15 protein-coding genes are annotated in these 16,322 nt (G+C 46.7%); all 15 read left to right on the top strand.

Annotated features, from left to right (window positions below; genetic code table 11):
- The 15 genes from ONT08_RS00960 (at position 1) to ONT08_RS00890 (ending at position 16,315) form a co-directional block, all read left to right on the top strand.
- Entirely contained in the window at positions 1–1,164 is a 1,164-nt protein-coding gene (locus ONT08_RS00960) for a glycoside hydrolase family 26 protein (RefSeq protein WP_264958800.1), read from the top strand.
- Positions 1,165–1,193: 29 nt separating this feature from the next.
- On the top strand, positions 1,194–2,366 hold the full coding sequence (locus ONT08_RS00955; protein ID WP_264958798.1) for a glycoside hydrolase family 130 protein: 1,173 nt from the start codon (positions 1,194–1,196) through the stop codon (positions 2,364–2,366).
- Between the two features lie 174 nt (positions 2,367–2,540).
- Entirely contained in the window at positions 2,541–3,884 is a 1,344-nt protein-coding gene (locus ONT08_RS00950) for an MFS transporter (protein ID WP_118139177.1), read from the top strand.
- A 41-nt stretch (positions 3,885–3,925) separates the two neighbouring features.
- Positions 3,926–5,107 (top strand): AGE family epimerase/isomerase, encoded by a 1,182-nt coding sequence (locus tag ONT08_RS00945; protein WP_264958796.1) that lies wholly within the window; start codon positions 3,926–3,928, stop codon positions 5,105–5,107.
- A 162-nt stretch (positions 5,108–5,269) separates the two neighbouring features.
- Complete coding sequence (locus ONT08_RS00940) at positions 5,270–5,887, top strand: deoxynucleoside kinase (protein ID WP_118154008.1); 618 nt, start codon at positions 5,270–5,272, stop codon at positions 5,885–5,887.
- 26 nt (positions 5,888–5,913) lie between these two features.
- The gene (locus ONT08_RS00935; RefSeq protein ID WP_117587062.1) at positions 5,914–6,540 is read left to right on the top strand and encodes a deoxynucleoside kinase; all 627 of its coding nucleotides are present in this window, start codon (positions 5,914–5,916) and stop codon (positions 6,538–6,540) included.
- A gap of 1,121 nt (positions 6,541–7,661) precedes the next feature.
- A complete protein-coding gene (locus ONT08_RS00930; RefSeq protein WP_006846362.1) occupies positions 7,662–8,012 on the top strand; it encodes an NADH-quinone oxidoreductase subunit A in 351 nt (116 codons plus the stop codon).
- Positions 8,003–8,728, top strand: a complete 726-nt coding sequence (locus tag ONT08_RS00925; protein WP_119236368.1) for an NADH-quinone oxidoreductase subunit B — start codon at positions 8,003–8,005, stop codon at positions 8,726–8,728. Before ONT08_RS00930 ends, ONT08_RS00925 begins: the two co-directional genes overlap by 10 nt.
- Before the next feature lie 19 nt (positions 8,729–8,747).
- Positions 8,748–10,319 carry an NADH-quinone oxidoreductase subunit C gene (locus ONT08_RS00920; RefSeq protein ID WP_264958793.1) on the top strand — a complete coding sequence of 524 codons (1,572 nt, stop codon included), beginning with the start codon at positions 8,748–8,750 and terminating at the stop codon, positions 10,317–10,319.
- A 2-nt stretch (positions 10,320–10,321) separates the two neighbouring features.
- On the top strand, positions 10,322–11,407 hold the full coding sequence (nuoH, locus tag ONT08_RS00915) for an NADH-quinone oxidoreductase subunit NuoH (RefSeq protein ID WP_118199957.1): 1,086 nt from the start codon (positions 10,322–10,324) through the stop codon (positions 11,405–11,407).
- 34 nt (positions 11,408–11,441) lie between these two features.
- Positions 11,442–11,972 carry a NuoI/complex I 23 kDa subunit family protein gene (locus ONT08_RS00910; RefSeq protein ID WP_006846358.1) on the top strand — a complete coding sequence of 177 codons (531 nt, stop codon included), beginning with the start codon at positions 11,442–11,444 and terminating at the stop codon, positions 11,970–11,972.
- 15 nt (positions 11,973–11,987) lie between these two features.
- On the top strand, positions 11,988–12,515 hold the full coding sequence (locus ONT08_RS00905) for an NADH-quinone oxidoreductase subunit J family protein (protein WP_264958791.1): 528 nt from the start codon (positions 11,988–11,990) through the stop codon (positions 12,513–12,515).
- Positions 12,512–12,820 carry an NADH-quinone oxidoreductase subunit NuoK gene (nuoK, locus tag ONT08_RS00900; RefSeq protein ID WP_006846356.1) on the top strand — a complete coding sequence of 103 codons (309 nt, stop codon included), beginning with the start codon at positions 12,512–12,514 and terminating at the stop codon, positions 12,818–12,820. Before ONT08_RS00905 ends, nuoK begins: the two co-directional genes overlap by 4 nt.
- A gap of 6 nt (positions 12,821–12,826) precedes the next feature.
- On the top strand, positions 12,827–14,782 hold the full coding sequence (gene nuoL / locus ONT08_RS00895; RefSeq protein WP_119250124.1) for an NADH-quinone oxidoreductase subunit L: 1,956 nt from the start codon (positions 12,827–12,829) through the stop codon (positions 14,780–14,782).
- A 33-nt stretch (positions 14,783–14,815) separates the two neighbouring features.
- Entirely contained in the window at positions 14,816–16,315 is a 1,500-nt protein-coding gene (locus ONT08_RS00890) for a complex I subunit 4 family protein (protein ID WP_153092130.1), read from the top strand.
- The last annotated feature ends 7 nt before the right edge of the window (positions 16,316–16,322 follow it).

The raw sequence follows: 16,322 nt of genomic DNA, 5'->3' as shown, positions 1-16,322 counted from the left end.
ATGATAGGAAAAAGAATTTTGATTGGTGCAGCTTGCCTCATGGCGATGCAAGGAGCAATGGCACAGGTTGATGGCGTTACGGGCACATCAGTCCAGACTGCCAATACTTCCTGCTGCAAGGGTAAAAAGCAATGTTGCAATACTCCGGCAGAGCAACTGAAGGTCAGACTGCAAAAATTATTGAACAAGGGAATCATGCTTGGTCATCAGGATGATCCGGTGTATGGTACTACTTGGAAATGGGATGAAGGAAAGAGCGATGTATTACTCACTACAGGTGATTATCCTGCCGTGATGGGCTTTGATCTCGGAAAAATAGAGTTGGACAGCAAGGAAAATCTCGATGGTGTTTCTTTCGATCGTATGCGAAAAGAAATCATTGCCCAAAATGAGAGAGGAGGCATCGTCACTTTGAGTTGGCATCCTTGGAATCCGGTTACTGGCGAGAATGCCTGGGATCCGAAAGGTGATGCTGTTGCTGCTATTCTGGATGGAGGCGCCCAGCAACAGAAGTTCGACGGATGGCTCAAGAAGGTTTCCGATTTTATCCTTTCTTTGAAGACAAACGATGGTAAACTGGTTCCTGTCATCTTCCGACCATGGCATGAAATGAATGGCGGATGGTTCTGGTGGGGAGCTAGCAGTTGCACACCTGTACAATATAACCAATTATACGTAAAAACCCTAAATATACTTACTAAAGCAGGGTGCAATAACATCGTTTGGGCTTGGTCACCAAATCTCAGCGACGAGAAGACGGTAGAAAAATTCCTGGAGCGATTCCCGGGAGAAAAGTATGTGGATATGCTGGGTGTTGACGTCTACGAGTTCGACAACAACGATGCCAACTATCAGCAGAACCTTGCTGCTACGCTCGATGTGCTGATGGAGGCAGCCAAGAAGGTTGGCAAGATTCCTGCCCTCACCGAAACGGGTTGCAGGGGTATCGCCAGCAAGAAGGATTGGTTTACCCAAACCCTTTGGCCTGTACTTCAGAAGTATCAGTTGAGTTATGTTCTCTTCTGGCGTAATGCCTGGGATAAGCCTCAGGAAGAGGCCTATCTTCCTGGAGTAGGCGATGGAGCCATCGTCGAGGACTTCAAGGCATTCAAGAAGGAAAAGAAAGTCCTCTTTGCCAAAGACATTTTAAAGGTAAAAAAGTAAAAAGGTAAAAAAGTAAAAAAAGATATATTATGCCTACATTTCAAGACAAAGTGAAAGCACTTCGTGCTCATCATGAGGAATTGCTGAGCCGTAAGAATGAACCCGTAGAGTGGGGAAATGGTATCTACGAAAAGTATAAGAACCCAATCCTCACCGCAGAACATACACCATTGGAGTGGCGTTACGACTTCGATGAGAAGAGCAACCCTTATCTCATGCAGCGCATCATGATGAATGCTACCCTCAATTCGGGTGCCATCAAGTGGAATGGTAAGTATCTTCTCGTTGTTCGTGTTGAGGGTGCTGACCGCAAGAGTTTCTTTGCTGTAGCCGAGAGTCCTAATGGTGTTGACAACTTCCGTTTCTGGGATGAGCCTATCACCATGCCGGAGGATGTGGTTCCTGCTACCAACATCTATGATATGCGACTCACAGCTCATGAGGATGGCTACATCTATGGTGTGTTCTGTGCTGAGCGTCATGATGATGATCAGCCTGGCGACCTCAGTGCTGCTACTGCTACAGCAGCCATTGCCCGTACCAAGGACCTGGTAAACTGGGAGCGCCTTCCTGACTTGAAGACCAAGAGCCAGCAGCGCAATGTGGTTCTCCATCCGGAATTCGTTGATGGCAAGTATGCTTTCTATACCCGTCCACAGGATGGTTTCATCGATACAGGTTCTGGTGGTGGTATCGGTTGGGCTCTTGTTGATGATATCACTCATGCCGAAATCAAGGAAGAGAAGATTATCAATGCCCGTCACTATCATACCATCCAGGAGGTGAAGAACGGTGAGGGTCCTCATCCTATCAAGACTGATAAGGGCTGGTTGCATCTGGCTCATGGTGTTCGTGGCTGTGCCAGCGGTCTCCGCTATGTGCTCTATATTTACATGACTTCTCTTGAGGATCCTACTAAGGTGATTGCAGAACCAGGCGGATATCTCCTCGTACCGGAGGGTCCTGAGTATATCGGTGATGTAATGAATGTTGTCTTTGCCAATGGTTGGATTGCAGATGAGGATGGCAAGGTATTCATCTACTATGCTTCTTCTGATACCCGCATGCATGTGGCAACTTCTACCATCGACCGATTGGTAGACTACTGCATGAATACACCAAAGGATGATTATCGTACTCAGTTCTCTGTAGAGAAGATCAAGGCTTTGGTAGCAAAAAATAAACAGACTTTAAGTAAATAAGTTTCAGGTATTAAGATTGTAGGGATTCGTACTCCTCATCCGTATTATCAGATATAGATGGGGAGCGAATCCCCTTTTTTAATATTAATAAGTGAAGAGTGAAGAACGAAGAATGAAGAATTCAATAGTTTTTGCTAATCATAAAGTTCAAAATTCAAAGTTCAAAGTAAAACAATGGCTCGTTTAAAAGAAAAAATAGCTTATGCATTGGGTGATGCCGCTGCGGGTGGTATTGTATGGAAGGTGATGTCTATCGCTTTTCCTCTGTTTTTTACAAATGTCTTCGGACTCTCGTTTGCGGATGCGGCAGTATTGATGCTCGTAGCCCGCATGTTCGATGTGGTTACTGACCCGCTGATGGGTACTCTTGCCGACCGTACCCAGAGTCGTTTCGGTACCTACCGTCCTTGGCTCATCTATGGTGCCATTCCTTTCGGATTGATATTCGCCCTCTTGCTCTATACTCCAGACTTCGGTCCTGTGGGCAAGCGAATCTATGCTTACGCCCTCTATCTGCTGATGATGGCGGTATATACCATGGTGAATGTGCCTTACGGCTCATTGCTCGGTGTGATGACCGAGGATGATGATGAGAAGAACCAGTTCTCTTCTTTCCGTATGGTAGGTGCTTATGCCATGGGATTCGTTACCCTGCTTTCTTTCCCTTATCTCCAGAAAATGGTAGGTGGTTCTGCCGCTCATCAGTATGCTGTCATTGGTGCCGTGCTCGGTATTATTGCAGCTGTGATGACATTGGCTTGCGGACTCCTGACCAAGGAACGTCTGAAGCCGAAGCGCGCTGAGAAGTTCTCTTTCCAGCAGTTTGCCGACCTCGTTCACAACAAGGCTTGGCTCTATATGACAGCCATCGCCGTGTGTACCAACTTCTTCAACGGATTCCGCTATGCCGTTGCTGGCTATATGTTTGATTACTGTCTGCATGGCAATGTAACCATCGAGGGATTGATTATCAACTATACCGTTTTCATGGCATTCGGTGAAGTAACCTGTATGATTTTCGGTGGTGTATCTCCTTGGTTCACCCGTCTGGTAGGCAGCAAGCGCATGGCATTCTTCTGGGCTGCAACTCTCTGTCTGGTTCTCTCGGTTGTCTTCTTCTTCATCCCGATGAATCCGTCGTATATCTGGGTGATGATAGCCATCGTTATCCTTACCTCTATGGGTATCGGTATCTATTCGCCATTGATGTGGTCTATGTATGCCGATGTAGCCGACTATCATACCGAGCATTTCGGAACATCTGCTACAGGTCTTATCTTCTCTTCCGGTACGATGAGCCAAAAGTTTGGTACTGCCATTTCCGGTTCTCTCATCGCCCTCTTCCTGGGCTGGGCAGGTGCCAACATGATAACAGATAAGATGGGTAATACGATGATCGACCCAGCCAGTGTCACCGACTCTGTGCTTACGATGGTATGGTCATTGTTCTCACTCTTCCCAGCAGTCATCGCCTTCCTGCTGATGGTGCTTGCCTGGAAGTTCCCTATCCGCAAATAATTGTTTTAACATAACTAATAATCACTATAAAGAATGGAAAAATGGAAAATCTTAAAGAAACGATGCGGGATGTTCTGGAGAACAACATCCTCAGCTATTGGCTAACGAAAGTGAAAGATGAAGAAAATGGTGGCTTTTACGGACGTGTAGACGGTAACGACCAGGTACATCCTGTAGCCGAGAAGGGAGCAGTGATGAATGCCCGTATCCTCTGGGCGTTTTCTGCAGCCTATCGTGTCTTGAAGAAGCCGGAGTATCTTGAGGCTGCCACCCGTGCCAAGGATTATGTGCGCGATTATTTCCTCGACAGGGAATATGGCGGCATCTACTGGAGTGTTGACTATCAGGGTAATCCGCTCGATACCAAGAAGCAGACTTACGCCATCGGCTTTGCCATCTATGGTTTCTCGGAGTATGCCCGTGCAACAGGTAACAAGGAGGCGTTGGATATCGCCATCTCTCTGTATCATGACATCGAGAAGCATGCCTTTGATGTCGAGAACAACGGATATATCGAGGCTTTGACCCGTGAGTGGAATCCGATTGCAGACATGCGTCTCTCTGATAAGGATGAGAATGGTTCCCGTACGATGAATACCCATCTGCATATCATCGAGCCATATACCAATCTTTATCGTGTATGGAAGACTCCGGAACTGGAGAAGAGCATCCGCAATCTGCTCGATATCTTCACCGATAAGCTTCTGAACGAGGAGACTTATCATCTCGATCTCTTCTTCAATGACGAGTGGGAGGGCAAGCGCAACATCGAGAGCTATGGTCATGATATTGAGGCGTCCTGGCTGCTCCACGAAACCGCGCTGGTTTTGGACGATAAGATATTGCTGCATAAGATAGAGCGCATCATCCGTCGTATAGCCGATGCAGCAGATGAAGGCTTACGTCCGGATGGCAGTATGGTTTATGAGCATTGGAAAGATGGAGATAAGTATGATCTCCAGCGCCAGTGGTGGGTGCAGTGCGAGAACATCATCGGCCATATCGACCTCTATCAGTATTTCCGTACCGAAGAGAATCTTCTGGTTGCCATCTCCTGCTGGAACTATGTAGCCAAGCATCTGCTGGATAACAAGAACGGTGAGTGGCACTGGGCTATACTGGAAGATGGTACGGTGAACAAGGAGGATGATAAGGCGGGTTTCTGGAAATGTCCTTACCACAACTCCCGTATGTGTCTCGAACTCATCGAACGTGACTATTAACATACAGATTCCCTGCAAGGCAGGAATAGAATACAAAAATCCAAGCAAATCATATATTTGCTTGGATTTTTTTGTTTATCCCGATTTTTTATTGTACTTTTGCAGCCAATGCGGCGTCAGCCCCATTATTCATTATAAATTGTAAATTATTCGTATTAATAAATGTATATAGCAATAGCAGGAAATATCGGTAGTGGCAAGACAACCCTCACCAAGATGCTTTCTAAACATTATGGATGGAAACAGTACTTGGAGCCCGTGGCTGAAAACCCCTATATCGATGACTATTACAAGGATATCTCGCGATGGGCTCTCAATATGGAGGTGTTCTATCTGAAGCAGCGATTCAAGAATCTGCTGGAAATCCAACACAGTAAAGAGACGGTTATCCAGGACCGCACCATCTTTGAGGGTGTCTATGTCTTTGCGGCCAACAACCGGAAGATGGGCAATATGGACCAGCGCGACTACGAGACTTATATGGAGCTTTTCGAGTCGATGATGGAAGTGGTAGAGATGCCTGAACTGATGATATATCTCCGTTCTTCCGTTCCTCACCTCGTGAAGAATATCCAGAAGCGCGGTCGTGATTATGAGCAGAAGATGCCTCTGGATTATCTGGAAGGTATCAACAATCTTTACGAAGATTTCATCATGAATAAGTATAAAGGCAAGGTGCTCATCGTAGAAGTTGATAATCTCGATTTTGAGCACAATCCCAAGCAGTTTGGTGAAATCATAGATAAGATAGATGCCAAGCTCTTCGGGCTGTTCTCTTAAAGGTAAAAAAGTAAAAAGGTAAAAAAATGCATATAGCAATAGCAGGAAATATAGGTAGCGGCAAGACAACATTAACCAAGATGCTTGCCAAGAGATATGGCTGGAAAGCTAATTTCGAGCCGGTAGATAATAATCCATATCTGGCTGATTATTACAAGGATATGGAACGTTGGTCGTTTAATCTTCAGATTTACTTCCTGAACAAGCGATTCCATGATGTTGTGGAGATTTCACGTTCAGAGCAGACCATCGTACAGGATAGAACCATCTTCGAGGATGCGCGTATCTTTGCGCCTAATCTTCACGATATCGGTATGATGAGCGATAGGGATTTCAAGAACTATACCGATCTCTTCGATCTGATGATCAGTCTGGTGAAACTCCCTGACCTGATGATATATATCAAGAGCAGCATTCCTACGCTAGTAAAGCATATCGAGAAGCGTGGCCGCGATTTCGAGAAGAGCATCCGCATTGATTACCTCCAGGGTTTGAACAAGCGTTATGAGGATTGGATCAAGGATTATAAAGGTCGCCTCATCATCATCGATGGTGATAATCTGGAGTTCGGAGAGAATCCGGAAGACTTCCGAAAGGTTACTGACCTGATAGATGCTGAGCTCTTCGGACTGTTTGCTGAAAAGGAGGTTTAAAAGTAAAAAGGTAAAAAGGTAAAAAGGTAAAAAGGTAAAAAGAACCTTAACCCCCTTTCGCCCCCCCCCGTTCCTAGCGATTCCATCGCTAGTCCCCCAAGTCCTTATCATAAAGGTAAAAAGCGCAACCCCGCTAGGTGTCAAAGGAGGAACGCCTGGCGGGGTTGCGTTTTATGGTTGTACAGCTAAAAGGTATATGGTTGTACAACTAAAAGGTTTATGGTTGTACAACTAAAGGGTTTATGGTTGTACAGCTAAAAGGTTTATGGTTGTACAACTAAAGGGTTTATGGTAGTACGACTATAGGGTGTATGGTTGTACGACTATAAGGGTTGTAGTTGTACGATTAAAAGGTGTTGTCACTAGGCTCGGCAGACCTGCTGACTGCAGTCGGCAGAGCTGCTGACTAGGCTCAGCAGGTCTGCTGAGCCTAGTGGCAACCTTCGAGAAGCAGTCTCCTTCAACTCGAAAAGTAGTCTCTTTCAACTTGAAAAGCAGTCTTCTAAAACTAAAAGAGACGTCTCTTTGAACCCAAAGAAACGTCTCCTTTCGCTTATTCAATCATATCTTTTCGCTTATTCAAACATCTGAATACGCTTATTCAATCATATCCTTTCGCTTATTCAAACATCTGAATACGCTTATTCAATCATCTCCTTCTGCTTATTCAAACATCTGAATTCGCCAGCAGAACTATCTCCTTCCTCCGGAAGAACCGGATGCTTTATAGAACTTACCTTTCTGGCGGGAGATAAAGATGCCGCCTCTGGCTGAAGTCTTATCTACTTGCTGGCCATTGAGATTATAGATAATCTCTTTCTCATCCTTCTTATGAAGGGTAGGAGAGGCGATGGTAGTTGTGCCGGAAACAATGGAGAAACGGATGGATTTTTTAGGTAAAAATTCCTACTATTCTGTTCCTTTTTGTTATAAAATATGCTCGTTTTCTCTGTTTCTGATCCTCCATTAAGTCTGTCTGTTGACTGATGAAATAGGCAGTTTTTTGTGTTTTTTCACTTTGGATGCAAATTAAACCATAAAAAAATGTGCTCTTTCAGAAAAAAGTGTTACCTTTGCAACCGCTTAGAAGCATTTATATAAAATAACGTTATAACAAATTTATGAACTTTACACTATTTATCACCGTTTTGCTGACGGCTGTAACACTGGTGGTGGCCGCTTATGTCATCGCAAAGTTGATCGGTCCTCGTTCATACAATCCGGTAAAGGGTGAACCTTTTGAGTGTGGTATTCCGACACGTGGCAGCTCCTGGTTGCCATCACATATCGGCTACTATCTCTTCGCCATCCTTTTCCTGATGTTTGACATCGAGACTGTATTGCTTTACCCATGGGCAGTCGTAGTTAAGCAGTTTGGACCTATGGCTCTCGTGAGCATCGGGTTCTTCTTGTTGGTATTGGTATTTGGCCTTGCATACGCTTGGCGGAAAGGAGCATTGGAATGGAAGTAAACAAAAGAGCCTCTATCAAGAGTATTCCTTACGACGAGTTTAAGGACAATGATACCCTCGAAAAGATTGCGCAGGAGCTCAATGAGGGTGGTGCGAATGTGGTAGTCGGTTCCCTTGATGCAGCCATCAACTGGGGACGCAGTAACTCACTCTGGTCTTTGACCTTCGGTACCTCTTGCTGTGGTATCGAGTTCATGGCTGTAGGTTGTGCACGTTACGACTTCTCCCGTTTCGGTTTCGAGGTAACCCGTAACTCTCCACGTCAGGCTGACTTGATCATGTGTGCCGGTACTATTACCAATAAGATGGCACCTGTTTTCAAACGTTTGTACGATGAAATGGCTGAGCCTAAGTATGTGGTAGCTGTAGGTGGATGCGCCATCTCTGGCGGTCCGTTCAAGAAGAGCTACAATGTGGTTCGTGGTATCAGCGAGTTGGTTCCTGTGGATGTCTATATCCCTGGCTGTCCTCCACGCCCTGAGGCTATCCTTTACGGTATGATGCAGTTGCAGCGTAAGGTAAAGGTTGAGAAATTCTTCGGTGGTGCTAACCATAAGATGACTCAGAATGAAAAGGAACTCTCTATGAGTAAGGGCGGTCTTCGCGGCTTGAGCAACGAAAACCTCTCTGACAGCGAGAAGCTCGGACACAAGGAGCCTATCATCGTAACTGAAGTACCTGAGGATTTCGACCCTCAGAAAGGTCTAACTGATTAATATAATAAGGTATAAGAACATGAAACTGAATAATATTGAATTGAGTTTTGATAATTTCGCCTCTGAAATGGCGAAGTTGAAGAACGAGAAGCATTTCGACTACCTTGTTACCATCATCGGTGAAGACTTCGGTGAGGAAGGTCTCGGATGTATCTATATTCTCGAGAATACTCAGACCAACGAGCGCTGCTCGGTAAAGACCATCGCCAAGAAGGTGGATGGCAGTGATGTGATTCCTACAGTTATTAACCTTTGGAAGGTTGCTGACCTTCTGGAGCGTGAAGTCTTCGATTTCGTGGGCATCAAGTTCCTGGGTCACCCAGACATGCGTCGTCTCTTCCTCCGTACCGATTTCCAGGGCTATCCATTGCGCAAGGACTTCGATATGAGTCCTGAGGCAAACAAGTTCCCTTGTACTGATGAGCCAGAGGATGACTTCACCATGGAGTATTCCTTGAGCGAAGATGGTCATCTCGTTGCTACAGAGAAGCGTCGCTTCGATGAGGATGAGTATGTAGTCAACATCGGTCCTAACCACCCATCTACCCACGGTGTGCTCCGCTTGCAGACCGTTATCGATGGTGAGACCGTGAAGCGTATCTATCCACACCTCGGTTATATCCACCGTGGTATCGAGAAGATGTGGGAGAACATGACCTATCCTCAGACTTTGGCATTGACCGACCGTCTGAACTATCTCTCTGCGATGATGCACCGCCACGCTCTGGTTGGCGTTATCGAGGAGGCTATGGGTATTGAACTCTCAGACCGCATCCGCTACATCCGCACCATCATGGATGAGTTGCAGCGTATTGACTCTCACTTGCTCTATCTCGGCTGTACCGCACAGGACTTGGGTGCCTTGACTGCATTCCTCTACTGCATGCGCGACCGTGAGCACGTATTGAACGTGATGGAGGAGACAACCGGTGGCCGTCTGATCCAGAACTACTACCGTATCGGTGGTCTGCAGGCAGATATCGACCCTAACTTCGTAGAGAACGTGAAGACCCTCTGCAAGTATCTCCGTCCGATGATTCAGGAATACCTCGACGTATTCGGTGACAACGTGATTACTCACAACCGTCTCGAAGGTGTTGGTCCAATGAACTATGAGGATTGTATCAACTATGCCGTAACCGGTCCTGCCGGCAGAGCATCAGGTTGGAAGAACGATACCCGCAAGCGTCATCCATACGATATGTACGACAAGGTAGAGTGGAAGGAAATCACCCTTACCGGTTGCGATTCCATGGATCGTTACTATGTACACATCCAGGAGTTGTATCAGAGCTTGGACATCATCGAGCAGTTGATTGACAACATTCCAGAGGGTGAGTACTACATCAAGCAGAAGCCAATCATCAAGGTTCCAGAGGGACAGTGGTACTTCTCTGTAGAGGGTGCCAGCGGCGAGTTTGGTGTATATCTCGACTCAAAGGGGGACAAGAGTCCATACCGTATGAAGATGCGTCCGATGGGCTTGTCTTTGACAGGTGCGCTCGACCCAATGCTTCGTGGACAGAAGATCGCCGACCTCATCACTACAGGTGCAGCAATCGATTTCGTAATCCCTGATATTGATAGATAATTATGTTTGATTTTAGTATAGTAACAACATTCATCGACAATCTGCTTCGCCAGACCTTGGGTTTGTGCGACTTCCTGTCGATTCTGATAGAGTGCGTGCTCGTGGGTATCTGCATTTTGACAGCATACGCCCTCATCGCTATCGTACTTATCTTCATGGAGCGTAAGGTGTGTGCCTACTTCCAGTGCCGTCTCGGCCCTATGCGTGTAGGTCCTTGGGGTATCTTCCAGGTATTCGCCGATGTGCTCAAGATGTTGATCAAGGAGATCTTCGTCGTTGATAGAGCCGACAAGCTGCTCTACTACATGGCACCATTCCTCGTGATCATTGCCTCTGTAGGTACTTTCTCATTCCTTCCATGGAACAAGGGAGCACATATCCTTGACTTCAACGTAGGTGTATTCCTCATCACAGCCGTAAGTTCTATCGGCGTGCTGGGTGTGTTCCTCGCTGGTTGGGCATCTAACAACAAGTACTCTGTGGTTTCTGCCATGCGTGGTGCCGTACAGATGATTTCTTACGAGATGTCTCTCGGTCTCTGTCTGATTTCTGCAGTCGTTCTTACCGGCACCATGCAGGTAAGCGGTATCGTAGAGGCACAGACAGGTGCTTGGAACTGGTTGATTATCAAGGGTCATGTGCCAGCTATCCTGGCTTTCCTCGTATTCCTCGTAGCAGGTAATGCAGAGGCTAACCGTGGTCCTTTCGACTTGGCTGAGGCTGAGAGTGAGTTGACCGCCGGTTACCACACAGAGTATTCTGGTATGGGCTTCGGTTTCTACTACCTGGCAGAGTACCTCAACCTCTTCGTGATTTCTGGTATCGCTTCTACCGTATTCCTCGGTGGTTGGGCGCCATTGAACATCGGTATTGAGGGCTTCGACAATCTGATGAACCTCATCCCAGGTTTCATCTGGTTCTTCGGTAAGACCTTTGCTGTGGTTTGGCTCCTGATGTGGGTACGTTGGACATTCCCACGTCTCCGTATCGACCAGATTCTGAAGTTGGAGTGGAAGTATCTGATGCCATTGTCACTCATCATTTTGATCATGATGACTGTGTGCGTAGCATTCGGATTCCACGGATAATCTTTAATACACATTATTATAATAATAAGAAAGTATGTCTAACAATTCATATTTCGGCGGTATTGCAGCGGGTTTGAAAACCCTCGCTATCGGTATGAAGACTACTATGAAGGAGTACTTCACACCAAAGAGCACAGAGCAGTATCCTGAGAACCGCAAGACTACACTCCACGTATCTCCACGTTTCCGTGGACGCTTGGTCTTTGTTCGTGATGAGAACGAGGCTTACAAGTGTGTGGGTTGTACATTGTGTGAGAAGTCATGCCCTAACGATACCATCAAGATTGTAACCGAGATGGTGGAGGACCCAGAGACAGGCAAGAAGAAGCGCAAGTTGGTGGATTACCAGTACGACTTGGGCGACTGCATGTTCTGCGAGCTCTGTGTCAACGCATGTAACTTCGGTGCAATCAAGTTTGTCAACGATTTCGAGAATGCAGTCTTCGACCGCAACAAGTTGGTAATGCACCTTGATAAGGAGGTATATAAGGGCGGCAGCCTTCCAAACCTCATCGATGGTGGTGCCCCATTGGAAATCGGTAAGTTTAACACCAAGACTAAGTAAGGAGGACTTTAGACAATGATAACAGCAAATTTATTTATGTTCGTCATCTTGGCAGTAGTCATCCTTGGCTCAGCCATCATGTGCGTGTTTACCAAGCGCATCATGCGTGCGGCAACCTTCCTGTTGTTCGTACTCTTCGGTGTAGCAGGCATGTTCTTCCTGCTCGACTATACTTATCTGGGTGCAGCTCAGATTTCTGTATATGCCGGTGGTATCACCATGCTTTATGTCTTCGCTATCCAGTTGGTATCCAAGCGTACTCTCCAGGGTCTTTTGGAGCATGTTAAGGGTAGCAAGATTGTAGGTCGCGCACTCGTCTGCCTCGTTGGTTTCGTAATCTTGGCAGTCATCGTGTTGAAGAATCACTTTATTGATATGGCTGCAACCGTAGCCGACACCGAGGTGCCAATGGATCAGGTAGGTTCTGCACTGGTAGGTTCTGACAAGTATGGCTATGTATTGCCATTCGAGTTTATCTCTGTATTCCTGTTGGCATGTATCATCGGTGGTATCTTAATCGCAAGAAAGGAGGATAAGAAATGATTCCAGTACAATATTTCTTCGTGCTCTCAGCACTCTTGTTCTTCATCGGAGTCTATGGCTTTTGTACACGCCGTAACCTCGTTGCCATGCTCATCTCCATCGAGCTTGTATTGAATGCAGCCGATTTGAACTTCGCTGTGTTCAACCGCATCCTCTTCCCAGGACAGTTGGAAGGCTTCTTCTTCACATTGTTCTCTATCGGAGTAGCAGCAGCCGAGACAGCCGTAGCACTCGCTATTATTATCAACGTTTACCGCAACTATCACAGTGACCAGGTGAACAGTATTGAAAACATGAAATTCTAAAAGACAATGGAATACAATTATGCATTTTTGATACTTCTTCTGCCATTCCTGAGCTTCCTGGTTCTGGGACTTGTGGGTATGAAGATGAAAAGACCGGTAGCAGCACTCATCGGTACCGTATTGATGGGCTGTGTATTCGCCATGTCTGTCTATACAGCATACGAGTACTTCTTTGCAGTGGGTCGCGATGCCTCTACAGGTATGTACCCAACTGTTACCGTATTTAATTTCACATGGTTGAAGTTTACTGAGTTGCTCACCTTCAACATCGGTTTCCGTCTGAGCCCAATCTCCGTATTGATGCTCATCGTGATTACCACCGTCAGCTTCATGGTTCACATCTACAGCTTCGGCTATATGGCAGAGCGTGATGAGAACTATAAGGTTGAGGAATATGAGAAGGGTATGCAGCGTTTCTACGCTTACCTGAGTCTCTTCACCATGTCTATGTTGGGCTTGGTAGTAGCTACCAACATCTTCCAGATGTACCTGTTCTGGGAGTTGGTGGGTGTTTGCTCATACCTGCTCATCGGTTTCTACTATCCAAAGCATGCTGCAGTTCATGCCAGCAAGAAGGCGTTCATCGTAACCCGTTTCGCTGACCTCTTCTTCCTCATCGGTATCCTGTTCTACAGCTTCTATGTAGGAACCTTCAACTATGACTTGAATGCTCAGCCAGAGCTCAACTCTGCTTTGGCAGGTGCAGCTTGGGTAATGCCAACAGCGTTGTTCCTCATGTTCATCGGTGGTGCCGGTAAGAGTGCGATGTTCCCATTGCACATCTGGTTGCCAGATGCGATGGAGGGTCCAACTCCTGTTTCTGCGTTGATCCACGCCGCTACCATGGTTGTAGCCGGTGTATATCAGGTAGCCAGCCTCTTCCCAATCTGGGTACAGTATGCTCCTGAGGCTTTGCACTATGTAGCTTACATTGCAGCCTTCACCGCATTCTATGCAGCAGCCGTAGCTTGCTGCCAGCGTGATATCAAGCGTGGTCTGGCTTTTTCTACTATCTCTCAGATTGCCTACATGCTCGTAGCTCTCGGCGTTTGCTTCGCAGTAGATAACCATCACGGTGGTTTGGGTTACATGGCTGGTATCTTCCACCTGTTTACCCACGCTATGTTCAAGGCATTGCTCTTCCTCTGCTCTGGTGCCATCATCGTCATCATCGGCAGCAACTTCAAGGAGTACATGGGCGGTCTGCACAAGTATATGCCTATTACCAACATCTGCTTCCTCATCGGTTGCTTGGCGATTGCAGGTATTCCTCCATTCGCAGGTTTCTGGTCAAAGGATGAGATTATCTCAGCATGCTTCCAGTTCTCTCCATTCATGGGCTGGTTCATGACCGTGGTAGCTGGTATGACAGCATTCTACATGTTCCGTCTCTACTACGTGATTTTCTGGGGTCAGAGCTACTATGAGCTGGATCCAGAGAACCGTCGCAAGCCACAGGAGGTTCCATTCGTGATGTGGGGTCCATTGGTATTCCTCGCCATCATCTCTTGCCTCTGCGGTTTGATTCCATTCGGTCACTTCGTATCTGCTACAGGTCAGAGCTACGATATCCATATCGACATGAGCGTGGCAACAACCTCTGTTATCGTTGCTATCATCGGTATCGGTCTGGCTACTTACATGTATGCACCTAAGAAGACTCCATTGGCAGACGCTTTGGCTAAGAAGATGCCTAAGTTGCACAAGGCAGCCTTGAACCGTTTCTATATCGACGATGCTTGGCAGTTCTTCACCCACAAGATTGTCTTCGGTCTGTTCTCAAAGCCAATCGCATGGTTCGACCGTCGTGTCATCGATGGTACCTTCAACTTCATGGCTTGGGGTGCACAGGAGGCAGGCGAGACTATCCGTCCATGGCAGAGTGGCGATGTACGCAGCTATGCTATCTGGTTCCTCACCGGTACAGTGGCATTGACCCTGTGTCTGCTCGCTCTTCTTTAATGAATGTCTCACAATTAAGTAAATAGAAAAGAAATGAATTTAAGTATATTCGTCATAGTACCACTCCTGATGTTGCTCGGCCTCTGGTTGGCACGCAACGACAAGCAGGTTCGTGGTGTGATGGTAGCAGGTGCCAGCGTATTGCTCGGTCTCTCCATCTATTTGGTGTTTGCATTTCTCGAAGCTCGTGAGACAATGCCAGCCGACCAAGCTCCGATGCTCTTCACCTACTGTGTGCCTTGGTTTGAACCATTGCACATCAACTATTCACTCGGTGTGGATGGTATCTCTGTAGTGATGATTCTCCTGACTTCCATCATCGTGTTCACCGGTACATTTGCCTCTTGGCAGATGGAACCAATGAAGAAGGAATACTTCCTCTGGTTCACACTCCTGAGCATCGGTGTATATGGCTTCTTCATCTCTATCGACATGTTCACCATGTTCATGTTCTATGAGGTAGCGCTTATCCCAATGTACCTCTTGATTGGGGTATGGGGTAGTGGTGCGAAGGAGTATTCTGCCATGAAGTTGACCTTGATGTTGATGGGTGGTTCTGCACTCCTCATCATCGGTATCCTGGGAATCTACTTCTATAGTGGTGCTCAGACCTTCGAAATCCTCGATATCGCTCACCATACCAATGGTGCTCACGCTATCCCTGAGAGCGTACAGAACGTGTTCTTCCCATTGCTCTTTATCGGTTTCGGTATCCTCGGTGCGCTGTTCCCATTCCATACATGGTCTCCTGACGGTCACGCAAGTGCGCCTACAGCTGTATCTATGTTGCATGCCGGTGTATTGATGAAACTTGGTGGTTACGGTTGCTTCCGTATCGCCATGTTCCTCTTGCCAGCTGCTACTCACGGATTCTGGATCAAGGTGTTCCTCGTGCTCACTACCATCTCTATCGTATATGGTGCTTTGTCAGCTTGTGTACAGACCGACTTGAAGTACATCAACGCTTACTCATCAGTATCTCACTGTGGTATGGTGCTCTTCGCTCTCTGTATGATGACCGAGACTGCTGCTACTGGTGCAATCCTCCAGATGTTGTCTCACGGTTTGATGACCGCCCTCTTCTTCGCCGTTATCGGTATGATTTACCATCAGGCTGGTACACGTGATGTACGTTATCTGGGTGGTTTGATGAAGATTATTCCATTCCTTTCAGTAGGTTATGCAGTAGCTGGTTTGGCTAACCTCGGTTTGCCAGGTTTCTCTGGTTTCGTAGCCGAGATGACCATCTTCGTAGGTTCATTCCAGAATGCAGATACCTTCCATCGTGTATGTACCATCATCGCATGTACATCAATCGTAGTAACAGCGGTTTACATCCTGCGTTGTGTTGGTAAGATCCTTTATCAGAAGGTTCCTAATCCAAAGTTGGAGAAGCTCCACGATGCAACCTGGGACGAGCGTATCGCTGTAGCAGGTCTTATCGCCTGCGTTGCAGGTCTCGGTATGTTCCCACTCTGGGCAGAGGAGATTATCATGGACGCTGTCGGTCCTATCTTTAGTGTAATCATGTAATAAATAT

This window comes from Segatella copri, assembly GCF_026015465.1.
GTDB lineage: Bacteria > Bacteroidota > Bacteroidia > Bacteroidales > Bacteroidaceae > Prevotella > Prevotella copri_E.
Note: the sequence above shows the minus strand (reverse complement) of the source record. Positions and strands in the feature narration are given on the sequence as shown.

Bases quoted from the DNA above. Each gene is read 5' to 3' on its own strand.
- ONT08_RS00960 (WP_264958800.1), top strand. From the start codon at position 1: ATGATAGGAAAAAGAATTTTGATTGGTGCAGCTTGCCTCATGGCGATG.
- ONT08_RS00955 (WP_264958798.1), top strand. From the start codon at position 1,194: ATGCCTACATTTCAAGACAAAGTGAAAGCACTTCGTGCTCATCATGAG.
- ONT08_RS00950 (WP_118139177.1), top strand. From the start codon at position 2,541: ATGGCTCGTTTAAAAGAAAAAATAGCTTATGCATTGGGTGATGCCGCT.
- ONT08_RS00945 (WP_264958796.1), top strand. From the start codon at position 3,926: ATGGAAAATCTTAAAGAAACGATGCGGGATGTTCTGGAGAACAACATC.
- ONT08_RS00940 (WP_118154008.1), top strand. From the start codon at position 5,270: ATGTATATAGCAATAGCAGGAAATATCGGTAGTGGCAAGACAACCCTC.
- ONT08_RS00935 (WP_117587062.1), top strand. From the start codon at position 5,914: ATGCATATAGCAATAGCAGGAAATATAGGTAGCGGCAAGACAACATTA.
- ONT08_RS00930 (WP_006846362.1), top strand. From the start codon at position 7,662: ATGAACTTTACACTATTTATCACCGTTTTGCTGACGGCTGTAACACTG.
- ONT08_RS00925 (WP_119236368.1), top strand. From the start codon at position 8,003: ATGGAAGTAAACAAAAGAGCCTCTATCAAGAGTATTCCTTACGACGAG.
- ONT08_RS00920 (WP_264958793.1), top strand. From the start codon at position 8,748: ATGAAACTGAATAATATTGAATTGAGTTTTGATAATTTCGCCTCTGAA.
- nuoH (WP_118199957.1), top strand. From the start codon at position 10,322: ATGTTTGATTTTAGTATAGTAACAACATTCATCGACAATCTGCTTCGC.
- ONT08_RS00910 (WP_006846358.1), top strand. From the start codon at position 11,442: ATGTCTAACAATTCATATTTCGGCGGTATTGCAGCGGGTTTGAAAACC.
- ONT08_RS00905 (WP_264958791.1), top strand. From the start codon at position 11,988: ATGATAACAGCAAATTTATTTATGTTCGTCATCTTGGCAGTAGTCATC.
- nuoK (WP_006846356.1), top strand. From the start codon at position 12,512: ATGATTCCAGTACAATATTTCTTCGTGCTCTCAGCACTCTTGTTCTTC.
- nuoL (WP_119250124.1), top strand. From the start codon at position 12,827: ATGGAATACAATTATGCATTTTTGATACTTCTTCTGCCATTCCTGAGC.
- ONT08_RS00890 (WP_153092130.1), top strand. From the start codon at position 14,816: ATGAATTTAAGTATATTCGTCATAGTACCACTCCTGATGTTGCTCGGC.